Source organism: Streptomyces sp. DSM 106670 (assembly GCF_055792845.1).
In genome coordinates this window covers 965627-980299 of sequence record NZ_CM147704.1, presented here as the reverse complement: position 1 = coordinate 980299, position 14673 = coordinate 965627, and the positions used below count along the sequence as shown (strand labels likewise).

Sequence of the window (14673 nt, the reverse complement as noted above, 5' to 3'; positions counted from 1 at the left end):
CGCCGCACCCGCACCACTTCCGTACCGAGGAGTCCCAGCCGTGAGCGACCACGACGCCGAGCACCCCGACGCGTGGACCGAGCCCTCCGCGCACACAGGCCCTTCCCCGACGTACGGGGCTCCCGCCACGGCGTACGCGGCCGACTCCGTGCACAGCGCTCCGCACACCGCCGAGCCCGCCGGACAGACCCCCGTCACCCCGGCCGACGCCGCCGACGCCGCCCGGCTGGTCTCCTTCGGGCTCCAGCCCAAGCTGCTGCCCGCCCGCGACGCCGAATACGCCGACCTGCTGCGGCGCTACCGCGAGGAGAGCGCCTTCGCCCGGCTCGCCGACGCCGTCGCCACCGGCCTCGGCCTCATCGTCCTGGAGGTCTCGCCGCGCGCCGGGATGGCCGTGACGGCGGGCGAGGACTCCGTCTTCGCCGTCCGCATGGGCGACTACGCCCGCCGCGCCTCCTCCGACGCCGCCGACCGCTTCCTCCACGGCCTCGCCCACCTGGCCGTCGCCGCCCTCGCCTTCCCCCGCCCCGAGGACCTCGCCGACGACGCGTACATCGGCCGCATCACGGTCAACGGCGTCGACGCCTTCGTACGCCAGGCCTGCCGGCGTCTTGAGGAGCGCGCCGAGGAACAGGGCGACAACACCGACCCGGCCAGCGACGCCCCCGGGCTCGAAGCCGGCTGGCGGATCTACGCCCGCCGCAGCGCCACCGGCGCCACCAAGGACGCCCGCCGGCTCGCCGGATCCACCACCGGCATCATCGGCAAGGCCGTCGCCTTCCTCACCGACTCCGGGTTCCTCCAGCGCACCGGCGACGACGCGGGCGGCGCCTACCGCACCACCGCCCGCTACCAGCTCCAGGTCCGCGACATGGCGGGCAGCGCCGCCATGGCCGAACTGCTGGAGCTCGGCGTCGTCCCCGTCACCGACGGCTCCGCCACCCTGCTGCCGCCGCCCGACCCCGACAGCGTGGAGCTGGCCGCCGACGCGGGCCTGCCCTTCCACTCCTGACCCGCCCGACCGTTCCCGACCAGCCCGCACACCCCGCCGCTCCACCCCCGCTCACCGAACGACGAGAGTCCGCCGCCATGTACGAGTTGTCCCGGGTCCGCCTCTACTCCATCGGGCCTGCCGGTGCGCGCTACGCCGACACCGTCCTCGATCTGCGCGGCGTCGGCGCACCCGTCCCCAACCCCGCGCCCGCCCAGGCGGAGTTCTTCGAGGACGAGCCGGTCGGCCCGCCCCGCCGCCCCGCCCCGGCGGGCGTCCTCTTCCTGGAGAACGGCGGCGGCAAGTCCGTCCTGCTCAAGCTGATCTTCTCGGTGATGCTCCCCGGCCACCGCAACACCCTCGGCGGCGCCAGCTCCGGCGTGCTGCGCAAGTTCCTCCTCGCCGACGACTGCGGCCATGTCGCCCTGGAGTGGCAGCACACCCTCACCGGTGAGTGCGTCGTCGTCGGCAAGGTCAGCGAATGGCGCGGCCGCCAGGTCTCCAACGACCCGCGCAAGTTCGCCGAGGCCTGGTATTCGTTCCGCCCCGGCCCCGGGCTCAGCCTGGACAGCCTGCCCGTCGCCGAGTCCTCCGCCGTCGGCCGCCCCGCCGAGGGCGTCTCCGGGGCGCGCGGCAGGCGGCGCACCATGAAGGGCTTCCGCGACGCGCTGATGGACGCGGGCAAGTTCTACGCCCACCTCGACGTGCACTGGGAAGAGATCCACGACCGCTGGAACGAACACCTCGGCGACCTCGGCCTCGACCCCGAACTCTTCCGCTACCAGCGCGAGATGAACGCCGACGAGGGCGAGGCAGCCGGACTCTTCGCGGTGAAGAAGGACTCCGACTTCACCGACCTGCTGCTCCGCGCCGTCACCGACACCCGCGACACCGACGGACTCGCCGACCTGGTCAGCGGCTTCGGCAACAAACTGGGCCGCCGCGCCGAGCTGACCGCCGAACGCGACTTCACCGCGGGCTCCGTGGAGCTGCTCAACCGGATCGTCGAGGCCACCGAGACCCGCGCCCGGGCCCGCGACATCCACGCCGGCGCCGAGCGCCGCACCCGCACCCTGGCCCGCCGTCTGAGCGTCCGCGCCGCCGAGGAGCGCGGCCGCACCGCCGAGCTGGCCGAGCGGGTCACCGCCGCCGCCCACACCGTCACCGAAGCCGAGTCCGCCCGGGGCCGCCGCGCCCTGATCGCCGCCGAACTGGCCTACCGGCACGCCTCGCTGGCCCTGACCGCCGCCGAGAAGAGCGCCGCCGCCGGGCGCAAGGAGCTGGTCGAGGCCCGCACCCTGCACGCCGCCTGGCAGGCCGCCGAAGCCGTCCTGCGCCACCGCGCCGCCGCCGACCGCTCCGCCAGGGTCGCCGTCGCCATCCGCGAGGCCGAACGCGACGCCGCCCCGGCCCTCGCCGCCCGCAGCGCCGCCGCCACCGACCTCGTCCGTGCCCTGCACCGGGCCGCCGAGGAGGGCGAGCGCGTCGCCAACGAGGAGGAGGAGCGCTCCGACACGCTCCAGGCCACCGGCGAACGCGCCCACCGCGACGCCACGGTCGCCGCCACCGAGGCCCAGCGCGCCCGCAGCGAGGCCGGACATCTGCGCCAGCGCCTCGCCGAGGTCGGCCAGGAGACCGCCGAGGCCGTCCGGGCCGGCTGGCTCGACGACACCGCGCCCGACGCCGACCCGGCCCGCGCCGCCCTCGCCGCCAGCGACGCCGAACAGTCCGCCGTCGCCGCCTGGGACACCGCCCGCGAAGCCGCCCGGAGCGCCGCCGACACCGCCCGCGAGGCCGCCGCCGCCGAGAGCCGCGCCGAACTGGCCGCCGCCCGCGCCGCCGACGGGGCCAAGGCCGCCGAGCAGAGTTACGAGGACGAGCACCGCGCCGCCGCGTCCATCGCCGCCGACCCCCGCCTCGGCGATCTGCTGGGCCTGCCCTCCGGCACCGGCGTCCCGCACCCGCGCCGGGAAACCGCCGACGAGACGTCAGGATCCGCCCAGGGCGCCACCGCACGCACCGGCCCGGGGAGCGGCGGCGACACCACGGCCACTGCCGCCGAACCGGCCGCCGACCGCGCCGTGGCCCTCGCCGACCAGCCCACCACCGCCCAGCAGCCGCTGACCGCCGAGGAGTTCGACCGCAGCGCCGACGAGCTGCGCGAGCTCCTCGACCAGTCCGTCGCCGCCGCCGAGCGCCGCCTCTTCGACCTGCGCACCGCCGCCGCCGACGACGCCCGCATCCTCGGCGCGCTCGGCGAGGGCGGGCTGCTGCCGCCCGGCCCCGACGTCCTCGCCACCGTCGAGTATCTCGGCGAGCACGGCATCCCCGCCCTGCCCGGCTGGCGCTACCTCGCCCAGGCCGTGGACCCGGCCGACCACGCCGCCGTCCTCGCCGCCCGCCCCGAGCTCGTCGACGGCGTCGTCATCACCGACCCCGACGCCCACAGCCGCGCCCGCGAGGTCCTCGGCGGCGCGGCCCTGCTGCCCCGCTCGACCGTGGCCGTCGGCACCGCCGCCGCCCTCCTGGCCCCCGTCCCGGACCCCGGCACCGGCTCCGACGCCCAGCACGACGGCGTCTTCCTCGTCCCGCCGAACCCGGCCATGCACGACGAGCACGCCGCCGACGAGGAACGCCACGCACTGCGCAGCCGCGCCGCCGCCCGCGACGAGGACATCAGGACCCTCGCCGCCCGCCTCTCCGGGGACCGCGCGCTCGCCGCCCGGATCGGCTCCTGGCGCGCCGACTGCCCGCCCGGCATGCTCGCCGAGCTGGCCGAGGCCGCCGCCACCGCCCGTACGGCCGCCGAGAGCGCCGAAGCCGTCCTCGCCGAGGCCCGCACCGCCCGCGCCGAGGCCGACGAGGCCGCCGCCGACACCGCCCGGGTCCGCGACGAACGCCAGGAAGCCGCCCAGCGCGCCCGCCGCGCCGCCGACGCCCTGGCCGGCCTCGCCCACCGGCTGCGGGAACGGGCCGGCTGGCAGGTCCGGCTGCGCGAACTGGTCGACGAGGCCGCCGAGTCCGAGGCCCGCGCCGCCGTCTGCCTCGACCTCGCCCGCGCCGCCGACGAGGACCGCAGGGCCGCCCAGCGCGCCGGGGACGACGCCCGGCGCACCGCCCGCGCCCTGCGGGCCGAGCGCGCCGAGATCGCCGGTGTCCCCGAAGTCCTCCCCGAGGAGGACGAGTCCAAGGCCCGCACCGCCCTGCCCACCCTGCGCGAGGCCTACCGAGCCGCCTCCCAGCTGTACGAGAAGGTCGGCGTCGGCGCCGACCTGCGCGCCGAACAGGCCCGCGCCGAGAGCGACGAGAGCGCCGCCCTGGCCGAGCTGGACCGCCTCACCAACAAGGTCCGCACCCGCGCCGCCCAGCTCCTGGAAGGCACCGACGGAGCCGACGGGCCCTCCCGCCAGGCCGCCGCAGCCCGCGCCGAGGCGCACGTCCAGCTCCTGGAGACCCGCGCCTCCACCGCCAGCGAGCATCTGGGACGGCTGCGCGGCGAGGCCGAGCGGCTCGCCCCCGACGACGAGCGGCAGCACCACACCGAACTGCCGGACGACCTGGTCCCGGCCGACGCCGAGAGCGCCCAGGCCCTGCTGCGTACCGCCACCGCCGAACTGGCCGAAGCCACCGCCGCCCTGGACACCGCCCGCGCCGCCCACAGCGAGCTGCTGCACGCCCACCGCACCGCGGAGGACTCCGCCGGCGGCTTCGACGAGACCGCGGCGCTCCTGCGGGACCTGCTGCGTGACCACGGCACGGACGACGGAACCGAGGACCCCGACCCGTACCCCGGCAGTCTGGAGGAGGCCCGGCAGTCCGCCGCCGAGTCCCGCCGCTCCCTGCGCGGTTGCAACGCCGATCTCTCGGCGGCCGAGAGCGCCGTCCGGGAAGCGAGCGACATCCTCGTCCGGCACGCCAACTCCACCCGCTACGAACAGGTCCGCACCCCGGCCCGCCAGCAGATCCGTGAGCTGCCCGCCTCCGCCCTGCCCGAGCACGCCCAGAAGTGGGCCGACGCCTTCGCCCCCCGGCTGCGGGTCCTCACCGACGAGCTCGTCCAGCTGGAACGCAACCGCGACTCGATCGTCGACCGGCTGCGCGGCCTGGTCGAATCAGCGCTCACCACGCTGCGCTCCGCCCAGCGGCTGTCCCAGCTCCCCGAGGGCCTGGGGGAGTGGTCGGGGCAGGAATTCCTCCGGATCCGCTTCGAGGAACCCGACCAGGCCACCCTCACCGAACGCCTCGGCGAGGTCATCGACGAAGCCACCCACGCCGCCCTCAAGAAGAACTCCGATCTGCGCCGGGACGGCATGTCCCTGCTGCTGCGGGGTGTCGAGGCGGCCCTGCGGCCCAAGGGCATCGCGGTGGAGATCCTGAAGCCGGACGCCGTGCTGCGCGCCGAGCGCGTCCCGGTCGGGCAGATGGGCGACGTCTTCTCCGGCGGCCAGCTGCTCACCGCCGCCATCGCCCTCTACTGCACGATGGCGGCCCTGCGCAGCAACGACCGGGGCCGCGACCGCCACCGGCACGCGGGCACCCTGTTCCTCGACAACCCGATCGGCCGCGCCAACGCCACGTATCTGCTGGAGCTCCAGCGGGCCGTCTCGGACGCGCTGGGCGTGCAACTGCTGTACACGACCGGCCTGTTCGACACGACGGCGCTCGCCGAATTCCCCCTCGTCATCCGGCTGCGCAACGACGCCGACCTGAGGGCGGGGCTGAAGTACATCAGCGTGGAGGAGCATCTGCGCCCCGGCCTGCCGCAGCAGGACCCGGACGGAGAGACGGTCCACGGCGAGATCACGGCCACCCGCATGTTCAAACGGAGCGAACAGACCGTGGCCGCCGCCCACCCGGACCCCGAACCGGGCGAGTAGAGCCACCCGGCGGCGGGACCGACCCGCAGGTCAGGCTCGGCAGCAGGCCAGGTCCAGCAGGCCAGACCCGGCAGCGGGCCAGGCCCAGCAGGTCAGGCCCGGGAGAGGTCGCCGGTGTTCCGGCGGCCGCCTATGCCACCGCCCGTGCCGTCCCGCTCGGCCGCCCGCTCGGCCCGGCGGGACCGGCGCCGCTCACGGCGTATCTGCCGGGCCGAACTGCTCGGCACGGACACCACGCCGTTGCGCTGGTTCCACACCTGCCGGGTCACCCAGACGTCGAGCACCGACCAGGTGGCGACCACCGTGCTGGCCACACTGCTGAGCACCATCGGGAAGGCCAGCCAGGAGCCGGTCAAGGTGCTCAGAAAGGCGATCATCGCCTGGATGATCGTCAGCGACATGATGAGAACGGCACGCACGGCGGCCGTCCGCACCGCATCGGGCATCCGCCGCTTCGAGGCCGGCTCCTCCACCCACAACTGCCGCGGGATCCGTGCCCCGTCCGCGGCTTCCGCCCTCGCGGCCGCCGGTACTCCGGCGCTCCCGCGTTCCTGCGTGCTCAAGGTCCTTCAACTCCCCACCACTGTCCGACTTCAGGGTGGCTGCCCGGCTTGCGCCGGTTCTACGCGGGCGGAACACGTCCGCCCTGCCGCGCACGACCCCACCGTGCGTCTACCCCGTACATATGGACGAACCACCCGTCCCGAAGATTCCCCTGAAAAGCGCCCGCAGGGCACAGAAGGTCACGGACCGAAGAATTCCAGCCAACTGATACCTGCCGGTACCGGCAGGTCCGGCCGGTATCCTCTGTCGCTTTCGCGAATTTCATCTCCGGGAATACCGGGACAACTCATGATCAAGCCCAGTACGGACGGCTGAAAATCATCCGGACGTGTCTTCGAGTTGTCTCTGTGTCAGTAGTAGGCTCGCGCCGTTTATTGACACAGGGCCGAGCAACGGCCAGGAGAAGACCACCCCCGCGGTGCGGGGCCGATCTGGGGGAGGCCATGCGCTTTCGCGGGAAGTCCATCCGCAGGAAGATCGTGGCGTTGCTGCTGGTGCCGCTCGTCTCCCTCACCGGCCTCTGGGTCTTCGCCACCTACATCACCGGCCGTGAGGCCGACGAGCTGATGAGCGCCGGATCCATCGTGGAGAAGGTCGCCCACCCGCTGGACGACGCCGTCCGCGCCGTACAGGCCGAGCGACGGCAGACCCTGGTCTTCCTCGCCGACCCCCGGGCCTCCGACGCGCTCCCCGTCCTCATGGGCCAACGCGCCGCCACCGACCGCATCGTGAGCGAGGTCAGGGAGAACGCCCGGGCGCAGGACGTCCGGGAATCGCTGAGCGCCGCCGACAGCAGCCGCCTGGACGCGATCCTCAGCGCCGTCGACGGACTGGACGCCCTACGTGAATCGGTCGAGAAGCGCACCATCGGCCGGGCGAAGGCGCTGGACTTCTACAACGGCCTCGTCGACCCCTCGTACCGCTTCCTCAACGGACTCCACACCCTGGAGAACGTGTCGATGGACAAGGAGATGCGGGCGCTGGTCGGGGTCTCCCGGGCCCGGGAGATGCTCTCGCGCGAGGACGCGCTCATCGCATCGGGCCTCATAGCCGGCCGCTTCACCACCTCCGAACTGCGCCAGATATCCGGCCTGGTGGCCCAGCGCGAGCTGCTGTACGAAGTCAGTCTGGAGAGCCTCCCCGCCGCCGAGCGCCGACGCGTCGAGCAGTTCTGGGGCAGCCCCGACACCGAACCGCTGCGCACCGCCGAGGACGCCCTGATCGCCGCCGGTCCGACGAAGCGCCCCGGCGCCGTCGACGCCGCCCGCTGGGAGGAGGCGGCCGTGCCCGTCCTCGACCGGCTGGCGAACGACTCCACCGAGATGGGCAACCGCTTCCAGGACCGCGCCGAACCGGCCGCCTACCGGGTCCTCGCCCAGGCCGGTATCGCCGGAATCCTCGGCTTCCTGGCCCTGATCGTCTCGATCTTCGTCTCCGTCCGCATCGGCCGTGAACTCGTCCGCGACCTCTCCCGGCTCCGCAAGGACGCCCATGAGGTCTCCGGCGTACGCCTGCCGAGCGTGATGCGCCGGCTGGCCGCGGGCGAGCAGGTGGACGTCGAGACCGAGGCCCCGCACCTCAGTTACGAGCCCGACGAGATCGGCCAGGTCGGCCAGGCGCTCAACACCCTTCAGCGGGCCGCCGTCGAGGCCGCCGTCAAACAGGCGGACATGCGCCGCGGCGTCTCCGAGGTCTTCGTCAACCTCGCCCGCCGCAACCAGGTCCTCCTGCACCGCCAGCTCACGCTGCTGGACGCGATGGAGCGCCGCACCGAGAACAGCGACGAACTGGCCGACCTGTTCCGCCTCGACCACCTCACCACCCGCATGCGCCGGCACGCCGAAGGACTCGTGATCCTCTCCGGCGCCGCGCCCTCCCGCCAGTGGCGCAAGCCCATCCAGCTGATGGACGTGGTGCGGGCCGCCGTCGCCGAGGTCGAGGACTACGAACGCATCGAGGTCCGCCGCCTGGCCCGGATCGGCGTGGGCGGACCGGCCGTCGCCGACCTCACCCATCTGATCGCCGAACTCCTGGAGAACGCCACCGTCTTCTCGCCCCCGCACACCGCGGTCCAGGTGCACGGTGAACGCGTCTCCAACGGATTCACGCTCGAAATCCACGACCGCGGCCTCGGCATGGCCCCCGAGGTCCTCCTCGACGCCAACCTGCGCCTCGCCGAGACCCCCGACTTCGAGCTCTCCGATACCGACCGGCTCGGCCTGTTCGTGGTCAGCCGGCTGGCCCAGCGCCAGAACGTCCGGGTCTCCCTGCAGAAATCGCCGTACGGAGGCACCACCGCGGTCGTGTTCATCCCGGCCGCCCTGCTCACCGACGCCCCCGACACCCACGGCACCGGGTTCCGCCTCGACCGCCGGGCCGAGCGGGCGATCGGCAGCGGCCGGAGCTCCGACGCACCGCAGGGCGCGCAGAACACGGCCCCGGGCGGGGAACGCCGCGTCAACGGCAGGTCCGCCGTCCTGTCGCCGGTGCCCACCGGACTCACCGGACCGGGCGTCCTGGACGGGCCGGTCGAGCTGGAGGCCCCGGTCGGACCGCTGGACTTCGCCGGCGACCGGCTGGACCGTACGTCCGATCCCGCCCTGGACCCGGCCCTCGGCCCCGTCCTGGACGGCGTCTCCGACCTGGAGGACACCGAGAGCGAGCGCGGCGGCATCTTCCGCGCCCGGGACGTTCGCCGTGACGGCGACCGCGAGCCCCGCCGCGAGAAGCCCGGCGGCCGCCCGCGCCGGGACACCGACCGGGACCAGCACCAGCAGGCCCGCGACCACGGCGACGAGCCCACGGCGGAGGTCCGCCCGATGCGCCCCGCCGGACCCGTCCCGCTGCCCCGTCGTACGCCGCCGACCCTGGTCACCGACCGGGGCCGCCGGGTCGACACCCCGGGCGACGACCCGCTCTCGCCCCCCGCGAAGGCCACCGGCCCGGTCCCGCACACCGCCGACCGCGCCTCCGACCCGGCCGACCGGCCCCGTACCGCTGACGCGCCCTGGACCGTGCGAGCCGCCGCCCGCCGCGCGCCGGAGCCACCCCGTACGACCGAGGAGTCCCACGACACCGGGGCATCCCGTACGACCGATGCGCCCCGCCCGGCAGAGGCGTCCCGCGCCGGGGGAACCCCCGCGCCGGCCGCCCCACCGGCCCCCGACACCATCGGCGGCCTGCCCCGGCGGGTCCGGCAGGCCAGCCTCGCCCGCCAGCTCCGTGAGGAGTCCGTGGAGCGCCCGGTGCACCGGGCGCCCGTGGACACGTTCGACGACGCCGAGCGCGACGCGGACGAGGTGCGCGACCGCATGGCCTCGCTCCAGCGCGGCTGGCAGCGCGGCCGCCGACAGAACGCCGAGAGCACCGAGAACGCTGAAAGTACCGAGAGCACCGGGACGAACGGGCCGACCGAGAGCACCGGGACGACCGGGAACACCGCTACCACCGAAACCGCCGAGGACACCGCGAACACCGGCGGCCCCGGTGGCACAGCACCAGGAACCACTCCGGGAGGGGACGGTCGATGACCGCACCGAACGCCGCAGCACCCAACCCCGCACGCCACGGCTCGGGCGAACTGAACTGGCTGCTCGACGAGCTCGTCCAGCGCGTCGCCAGCATCCGCAAGGCGCTGGTCCTCTCCAGCGACGGGCTCGCCACCGGCGCGTCGGCGGACCTGACCCGCGAGGACAGCGAGCATCTCGCCGCCGTCGCCTCCGGGTTCCACAGCCTCGCCAAGGGCGTGGGCCACCACTTCGACGCGGGCCGGGTGCGCCAGACCGTCGTCGAGCTGGACGAGGCGTTCCTCTTCGTCACCGCCGCCGGCGACGGAAGCTGCCTCGCCGTTCTGGCGGAGGCCGACTCCGACGTGGGCCAGGTCGCCTACGAGATGACGCTGATGGTCAAGCGCGTGGGGGTCCATCTGGCCAACGCCCCACGGACGACCGGTACGCCCGCCGGAGGGTGAGTGTGGCGGGCATGAGCGCCGACTCCCCCCGGGCCACCGGCCCCGGATCCCCGGACGGGACCGTCGATCCCCAGGCCTCGCGGTGGTACGACGCCGAGGCCGGACCGGTGGTCCGCCCGTACGCGATGACCCGGGGGCGTACGAGCAGCGCCTCCCGCCATCGCCTCGACCTGATCGCGCTCGTCGTGCCGGAACCGGCCGCCGACGATCCCGGCCGGGACCAGACGCTCGCCCCCGAACATGTGGCGATCGTCGAACTCTGCAGCGACATGCCCCAGTCGATCGCCGAGCTCGCCGCCGAACTCGACCTCCCGGTAGGGGTGGTGCGGGTCCTGGTCGGCGATCTCGTCGAGGACGAGCTGGTGCACGTCACCCGTCCCGTTCCGCCGGCCGAGCTGCCGGACGTGAACATTCTCCGCGAGGTGATCAATGGCCTTCGGGCGCTCTAGCCGCGCCGAGCAGCGGCCCGTCGAGCCCGTCACCCTGAAGATCCTGGTGGCGGGAGGTTTCGGCGTCGGCAAGACGACCGCCGTCGGCGCGGTCAGTGAGATCCGGCCCCTGCGCACCGAGGAACGCCTCAGCGAGGCGGGCCGCCCGGTGGACGATCTGGACGGGGTCGAGTCCAAGACCACCACCACGGTCGCGATGGACTTCGGCCGGATCACGCTCCGCGACGACCTGGTCCTCTATCTGTTCGGCACCCCGGGCCAGGACCGCTTCTGGTTCCTCTGGGACGAACTGGCCCAGGGCTCCCTGGGCGCGGTCGTCCTCGCCGACACCCGGCGTCTGGAGGACTGCTTCGCCGCGGTCGACTACTTCGAGCGCAGGCGGATCCCGTTCACGGTGGCGGTCAACACCTTCGAGGGCGCCGAGCGGTTTCCCACGGAGACCGTGCAGGCCGCCCTCGACCTCGACCCCGAGGTCCCGGTGCTCGTCTGCGACGCGCGGGACCGCTCCTCCGTGCGCGATGTCCTGGTGGCTGTCGTGGAGCACGCGCTGGAGCGTGCCGCGGCGGAGCGCGCCGCGCGAGCCCGCGAACCCGTCGCCACCTGAGCCACCGTCGCCACCTGAGCCACAGGTGTCCGGGCACGCGTACGGCCCGTACCCCCGCCGACAGGGGTACGGGCCGCACGCTGTCCGGCGCGCCGGGCCCCGAGTGTTCTGCGGGGGTGACGTCCAGTCAAGTGAAGGGCAGGGAAAACCTGTTGAGGCCGTCCGCGCTCAGCGGACCGCCACCACCGCCGAGCCGTGCCCGAACAGCCCCTGGTTCGCCGTGATGCCGACCCGCGCCCCCGGCACCTGCCGTTCCCCGGCTTGCCCCCGCAACTGCCGCGTCAGCTCGCATACTTGCGCGATGGCCTGGGCCGGGACCGCCTCGCCGAACGAGGCCAGACCGCCGCTCGCGTTCACCGGAACCCGCCCGCCCGGCCCGGTCGCCCCTGAACGCAGCAGCTTCGCCCCCTCGCCCGGACCGCACAGCCCGATGTCCTCGTACCACTCCAACTCCAGCGCGGTGGACAGGTCGTAGACCTCGGCCAGCGAAAGATCCTCCGGCCCGATCCCCGCCTCCTCGTACGCGGTCCGCGCGATCGAGGCCCGGAAGCTCTCGGGCGACGGGTCCACGGCCACTGCCGAGTCCGTGCCGATGTCCGGCAGATCCAGGACGGTCCTCGGGAAGGTCGGCGTCACCGTGGAGACCGCCCGGATCCGCACCGGATCACGCACCCCCCGACGCCGCGCGAACTCCATGCTGCTCAGCACCAGGGCGGCGGCCCCGTCGGACGTGGCGCAGATGTCCAGCAGCCGCAGCGGATCGGCGACCATCGCGGAGGCGGCGACCTCCTCGGCCGTCACCGGCCTGCGGTAGCGGGCGAACTCGTTCAGCGCCCCCGCCGCCGCGTTCTTCACCTTGACCAGCGCGAAGTCCTCCGGCGTGTCCCCGTACAGCGCCATACGACGGCGGGCGTACAGCCCGAAGTACGCCGGGTTCGTCGCCCCGAGCACCCGGAAGCGCAGCCAGTCCGGATCGTCCGGCCGCTCCCCGCCCGCCGGTGCGAAGAACCCCTTGGGCGCCGCGTCCGCCCCCACCACCAGGACCACGTCCGCCAGTCCCGCCAGGATCTGCGCCCGCGCCGTGTCGATGGCCTGCGCCCCCGAGGCGCACGCGGCGTACACGGACGCCACCCGCGCCCCCTGCCACCCGAGGGCCCGGGCGAACGTCGCCCCCGCCACGTACCCCGGATAGCCCCCGCGCACCGTCTGCGCGCCGACCACCGACCCGACCTCGGGCCAGCCGATGCCCGCGTCCGCGAGCGCGGCGTGTGCGGCGATCCGCCCGTACGTGACGAAGCCGCGCCCCCACTTGCCCCACGGGTGCATCCCGGCCCCGAGGACGGCCACGTCGCCGCTCATGAGGCGTCCCCGCCCGCCGGTACGGGCCGCCAGTGCCAGGTCGTGTGTACGGTGCCCGTCGCCCGGTCCTCGTCCAGGACGCCCGGCACCACCTCCACCACCGAGCCGACGGGCAGATCGCCCACGCCGACCCCGGGCGCGGCCTGCCCCAGCACCACCATGCGCTCGGCGGCCAGCTCGACGGCGACCAGCGTGTACGGGACCCAGGGCTCCCCGGGGTCGCTGACGTACGGGGGAGGCGGCCGGTAGCGCCCGTCGGTGCAGGACCACACCGTGCCCCGCTTCGACAGCGGCACCTCCGCCAACGCGCCGCCGGGGCATGCCGGGTTGCGGCAGTGGTCGTCCTCGCGGGGGAAGTGGACCGACCGGCAGCCGGAGCAGCGGGTGCCCAGCAGCCGGAAATCCTCCTCCGCGGTGTCCTCGGTGAACCAACCGGCCACCACGGGTGTGCGCGTGCGCGACAAAGCCCCTCCCGACACTGGATCTGACGGAACGTCAGAAGTGTGCCACGGGCCCCGTCGTCCGGCGAGGGGTCCGGCCCCTCGGCCTCAGCCGTCCTTCCGGTCCTCCCCGTGCTCGGCCAGCCACTTCGCCGCGGTCTCCGCCAACTCCGCGTCCCGGCCCGCGAGCATCGTCCGGATCATCTGCGCGTCGCCGCGCAGCGACCAGGCCGGATGCCCGAACGTGGCCGGGTTGTTCTTCTCGATCAGGAAGTGCGCGGGCCACGCGGTGCCGTACCCGATCAGCGGCAGGGCCGCCAGATAGCGCTTACGGCCCCGCGCCAGCCCGTAGGCGGAGATCGCGAGCCCGGTCAGGGTGCCGGTCAGATGGACCCAGCGAGTGGCGGCACGGGAGTGCATCGCGACGTAGTACGGCCAGAATTCCTCGTACGAATCGAACGTCTGCTGTGACATACGGGCACCGTAGTCGCCCGATCGGCAACCGAACACGCCCCTTTCGCGTCCGAAATGAAGAACGGGCGGCCGGAGCCCACGGGGGTGGTCCCGGTCGCCCGTTCTCCTCAGGACCTGCCCACCGACCGGCGGTGCACCGGGAAGTCGAAGAAGGTGTCCGGGAACGGCTCCGGCTTGTACGTGAAGTGCCACCACTCCTCCGGCAGATTCACGAACCCCACCTCGGTCAACGTCCGCTTCAGGAACTGCCGGTTGGCGCGCTGCGGCCCCTGGATCCGGGGGTCGTCCGTGTGCGACAGGGTGTCGAAGCAGTCGTAACCCGTGCCCATGTCCAGCGAGTTGTCGGGAAAGCGCTCGCCCTTCGGTGCGAAGCAGGGGGTCAGCCGCTCGCCCGGACGGTACGGCCTGGTCGGCAGGGCCGGCAGCCTCACCAGGGTCAGGTCCACCGTGCTGCCCCGGCTGTGCCCGGACTTCTCGGCGATGTAGCCGTCCTCGAAGAGCCGGTCCTTGTCGACCAGCGGATAGAACTCCTCCTTCATCGCCTGGTCGTCGAGGTCCTTCGCCCAGCGCACGAAGTGGTCCACCGCCCGTTGCGGCCGGTAGCAGTCGTACACCTTGAGCGAGTACCCCTGGCGCAGCAGTTTTTTCTGCGCCAAGTGCAGGGCGCGGGCGGCGGGCCGGGTCAGGATGCAGACGGGCTGCCGGTATCCGTCCACCCGCTCGCCCATGAAGGTGTGCGCCGTGGTGTAGCGCATCTCCTGGATGATCGTCGGATCCACCGAACGCAGCGCCACGAACTCCTCGGGAGCCTTCGGTTCGGGGCGTGCCTGTGCCGAGGGGGAGAGGGCGGTGACGGCGAGGAGGGCGGCGGCCGTGGCGGCCAGGGCGCGGAGAGCGGTACGCATTCCTGTCATGGGCACACCGTCTATCAGCTCGGGCGCCCCG

The 14673-nt window shown here is 73.9% G+C and carries 11 protein-coding genes; 6 read left to right on the top strand and 5 right to left on the bottom strand.

From position 1 onward, the window contains the following. Positions 1-40 precede the first annotated feature (40 nt). Together ACSMXR_RS04125 and ACSMXR_RS04120 are read left to right on the top strand one after the other, a co-directional pair. A complete protein-coding gene (locus ACSMXR_RS04125; protein ID WP_473171257.1) occupies positions 41-1012 on the top strand; it encodes a hypothetical protein in 972 nt (323 codons plus the stop codon). 77 nt (positions 1013-1089) lie between these two features. Next, on the top strand, positions 1090-5868 hold the full coding sequence (locus ACSMXR_RS04120) for a hypothetical protein (RefSeq protein ID WP_473171256.1): 4779 nt from the start codon (positions 1090-1092) through the stop codon (positions 5866-5868). A gap of 92 nt (positions 5869-5960) precedes the next feature. Here the strand turns inward: ACSMXR_RS04120 and ACSMXR_RS04115 are convergent, their stop codons facing one another. Next, positions 5961-6314 (bottom strand): hypothetical protein, encoded by a 354-nt coding sequence (locus tag ACSMXR_RS04115; protein ID WP_030080267.1) that lies wholly within the window; start codon positions 6312-6314, stop codon positions 5961-5963. A gap of 561 nt (positions 6315-6875) precedes the next feature. On the opposite strand from ACSMXR_RS04115, the gene ACSMXR_RS04110 reads away from it, so the two are divergent. The 4 genes from ACSMXR_RS04110 to ACSMXR_RS04095 are packed head-to-tail and all read left to right on the top strand — an operon-like array spanning position 6876 to position 11455. Beyond that, positions 6876-9962 (top strand): sensor histidine kinase, encoded by a 3087-nt coding sequence (locus ACSMXR_RS04110; protein WP_473171255.1) that lies wholly within the window; start codon positions 6876-6878, stop codon positions 9960-9962. Beyond that, the gene (locus ACSMXR_RS04105) at positions 9959-10402 is read left to right on the top strand and encodes a roadblock/LC7 domain-containing protein (protein WP_218526810.1); all 444 of its coding nucleotides are present in this window, start codon (positions 9959-9961) and stop codon (positions 10400-10402) included. The genes ACSMXR_RS04110 and ACSMXR_RS04105 overlap by 4 nt, the downstream gene beginning before the upstream one ends. An 11-nt stretch (positions 10403-10413) precedes the next feature. Continuing rightward, positions 10414-10851: a DUF742 domain-containing protein gene (locus tag ACSMXR_RS04100; protein ID WP_030080261.1), complete on the top strand. Its 438-nt coding sequence runs from the start codon at positions 10414-10416 to the stop codon at positions 10849-10851. Then, positions 10832-11455: a GTP-binding protein gene (locus tag ACSMXR_RS04095; protein WP_030633881.1), complete on the top strand. Its 624-nt coding sequence runs from the start codon at positions 10832-10834 to the stop codon at positions 11453-11455. The genes ACSMXR_RS04100 and ACSMXR_RS04095 overlap by 20 nt, the downstream gene beginning before the upstream one ends. A gap of 168 nt (positions 11456-11623) precedes the next feature. Here the strand turns inward: ACSMXR_RS04095 and ACSMXR_RS04090 are convergent, their stop codons facing one another. The 4 genes from ACSMXR_RS04090 to ACSMXR_RS04075 all read right to left on the bottom strand — a co-directional run bounded on the left by ACSMXR_RS04090 (position 11624) and on the right by ACSMXR_RS04075 (position 14642). After that, positions 11624-12814, bottom strand: a complete 1191-nt coding sequence (locus tag ACSMXR_RS04090) for a lipid-transfer protein (RefSeq protein ID WP_473171254.1) — start codon at positions 12812-12814, stop codon at positions 11624-11626. Continuing rightward, on the bottom strand, positions 12811-13278 hold the full coding sequence (locus ACSMXR_RS04085; protein ID WP_364888178.1) for a Zn-ribbon domain-containing OB-fold protein: 468 nt from the start codon (positions 13276-13278) through the stop codon (positions 12811-12813). Before ACSMXR_RS04085 ends, ACSMXR_RS04090 begins: the two co-directional genes overlap by 4 nt. Positions 13279-13362: 84 nt before the next feature. Continuing rightward, positions 13363-13728, bottom strand: a complete 366-nt coding sequence (locus ACSMXR_RS04080) for an Mpo1-like protein (RefSeq protein WP_103511190.1) — start codon at positions 13726-13728, stop codon at positions 13363-13365. A gap of 107 nt (positions 13729-13835) precedes the next feature. Beyond that, positions 13836-14642 carry a M15 family metallopeptidase gene (locus tag ACSMXR_RS04075; protein WP_473171253.1) on the bottom strand — a complete coding sequence of 269 codons (807 nt, stop codon included), beginning with the start codon at positions 14640-14642 and terminating at the stop codon, positions 13836-13838. Between the last annotated feature and the right edge of the window lie 31 nt (positions 14643-14673).

Bases quoted from the DNA above. Each gene is read 5' to 3' on its own strand.
- ACSMXR_RS04120 (WP_473171256.1), top strand. From the start codon at position 1,090: ATGTACGAGTTGTCCCGGGTCCGCCTCTACTCCATCGGGCCTGCCGGT.
- ACSMXR_RS04115 (WP_030080267.1), bottom strand. From the start codon at position 6,314: ATGCCCGATGCGGTGCGGACGGCCGCCGTGCGTGCCGTTCTCATCATG.
- ACSMXR_RS04110 (WP_473171255.1), top strand. From the start codon at position 6,876: ATGCGCTTTCGCGGGAAGTCCATCCGCAGGAAGATCGTGGCGTTGCTG.
- ACSMXR_RS04105 (WP_218526810.1), top strand. From the start codon at position 9,959: ATGACCGCACCGAACGCCGCAGCACCCAACCCCGCACGCCACGGCTCG.
- ACSMXR_RS04100 (WP_030080261.1), top strand. From the start codon at position 10,414: ATGAGCGCCGACTCCCCCCGGGCCACCGGCCCCGGATCCCCGGACGGG.
- ACSMXR_RS04095 (WP_030633881.1), top strand. From the start codon at position 10,832: ATGGCCTTCGGGCGCTCTAGCCGCGCCGAGCAGCGGCCCGTCGAGCCC.
- ACSMXR_RS04090 (WP_473171254.1), bottom strand. From the start codon at position 12,814: ATGAGCGGCGACGTGGCCGTCCTCGGGGCCGGGATGCACCCGTGGGGC.
- ACSMXR_RS04080 (WP_103511190.1), bottom strand. From the start codon at position 13,728: ATGTCACAGCAGACGTTCGATTCGTACGAGGAATTCTGGCCGTACTAC.
- ACSMXR_RS04075 (WP_473171253.1), bottom strand. From the start codon at position 14,642: ATGACAGGAATGCGTACCGCTCTCCGCGCCCTGGCCGCCACGGCCGCC.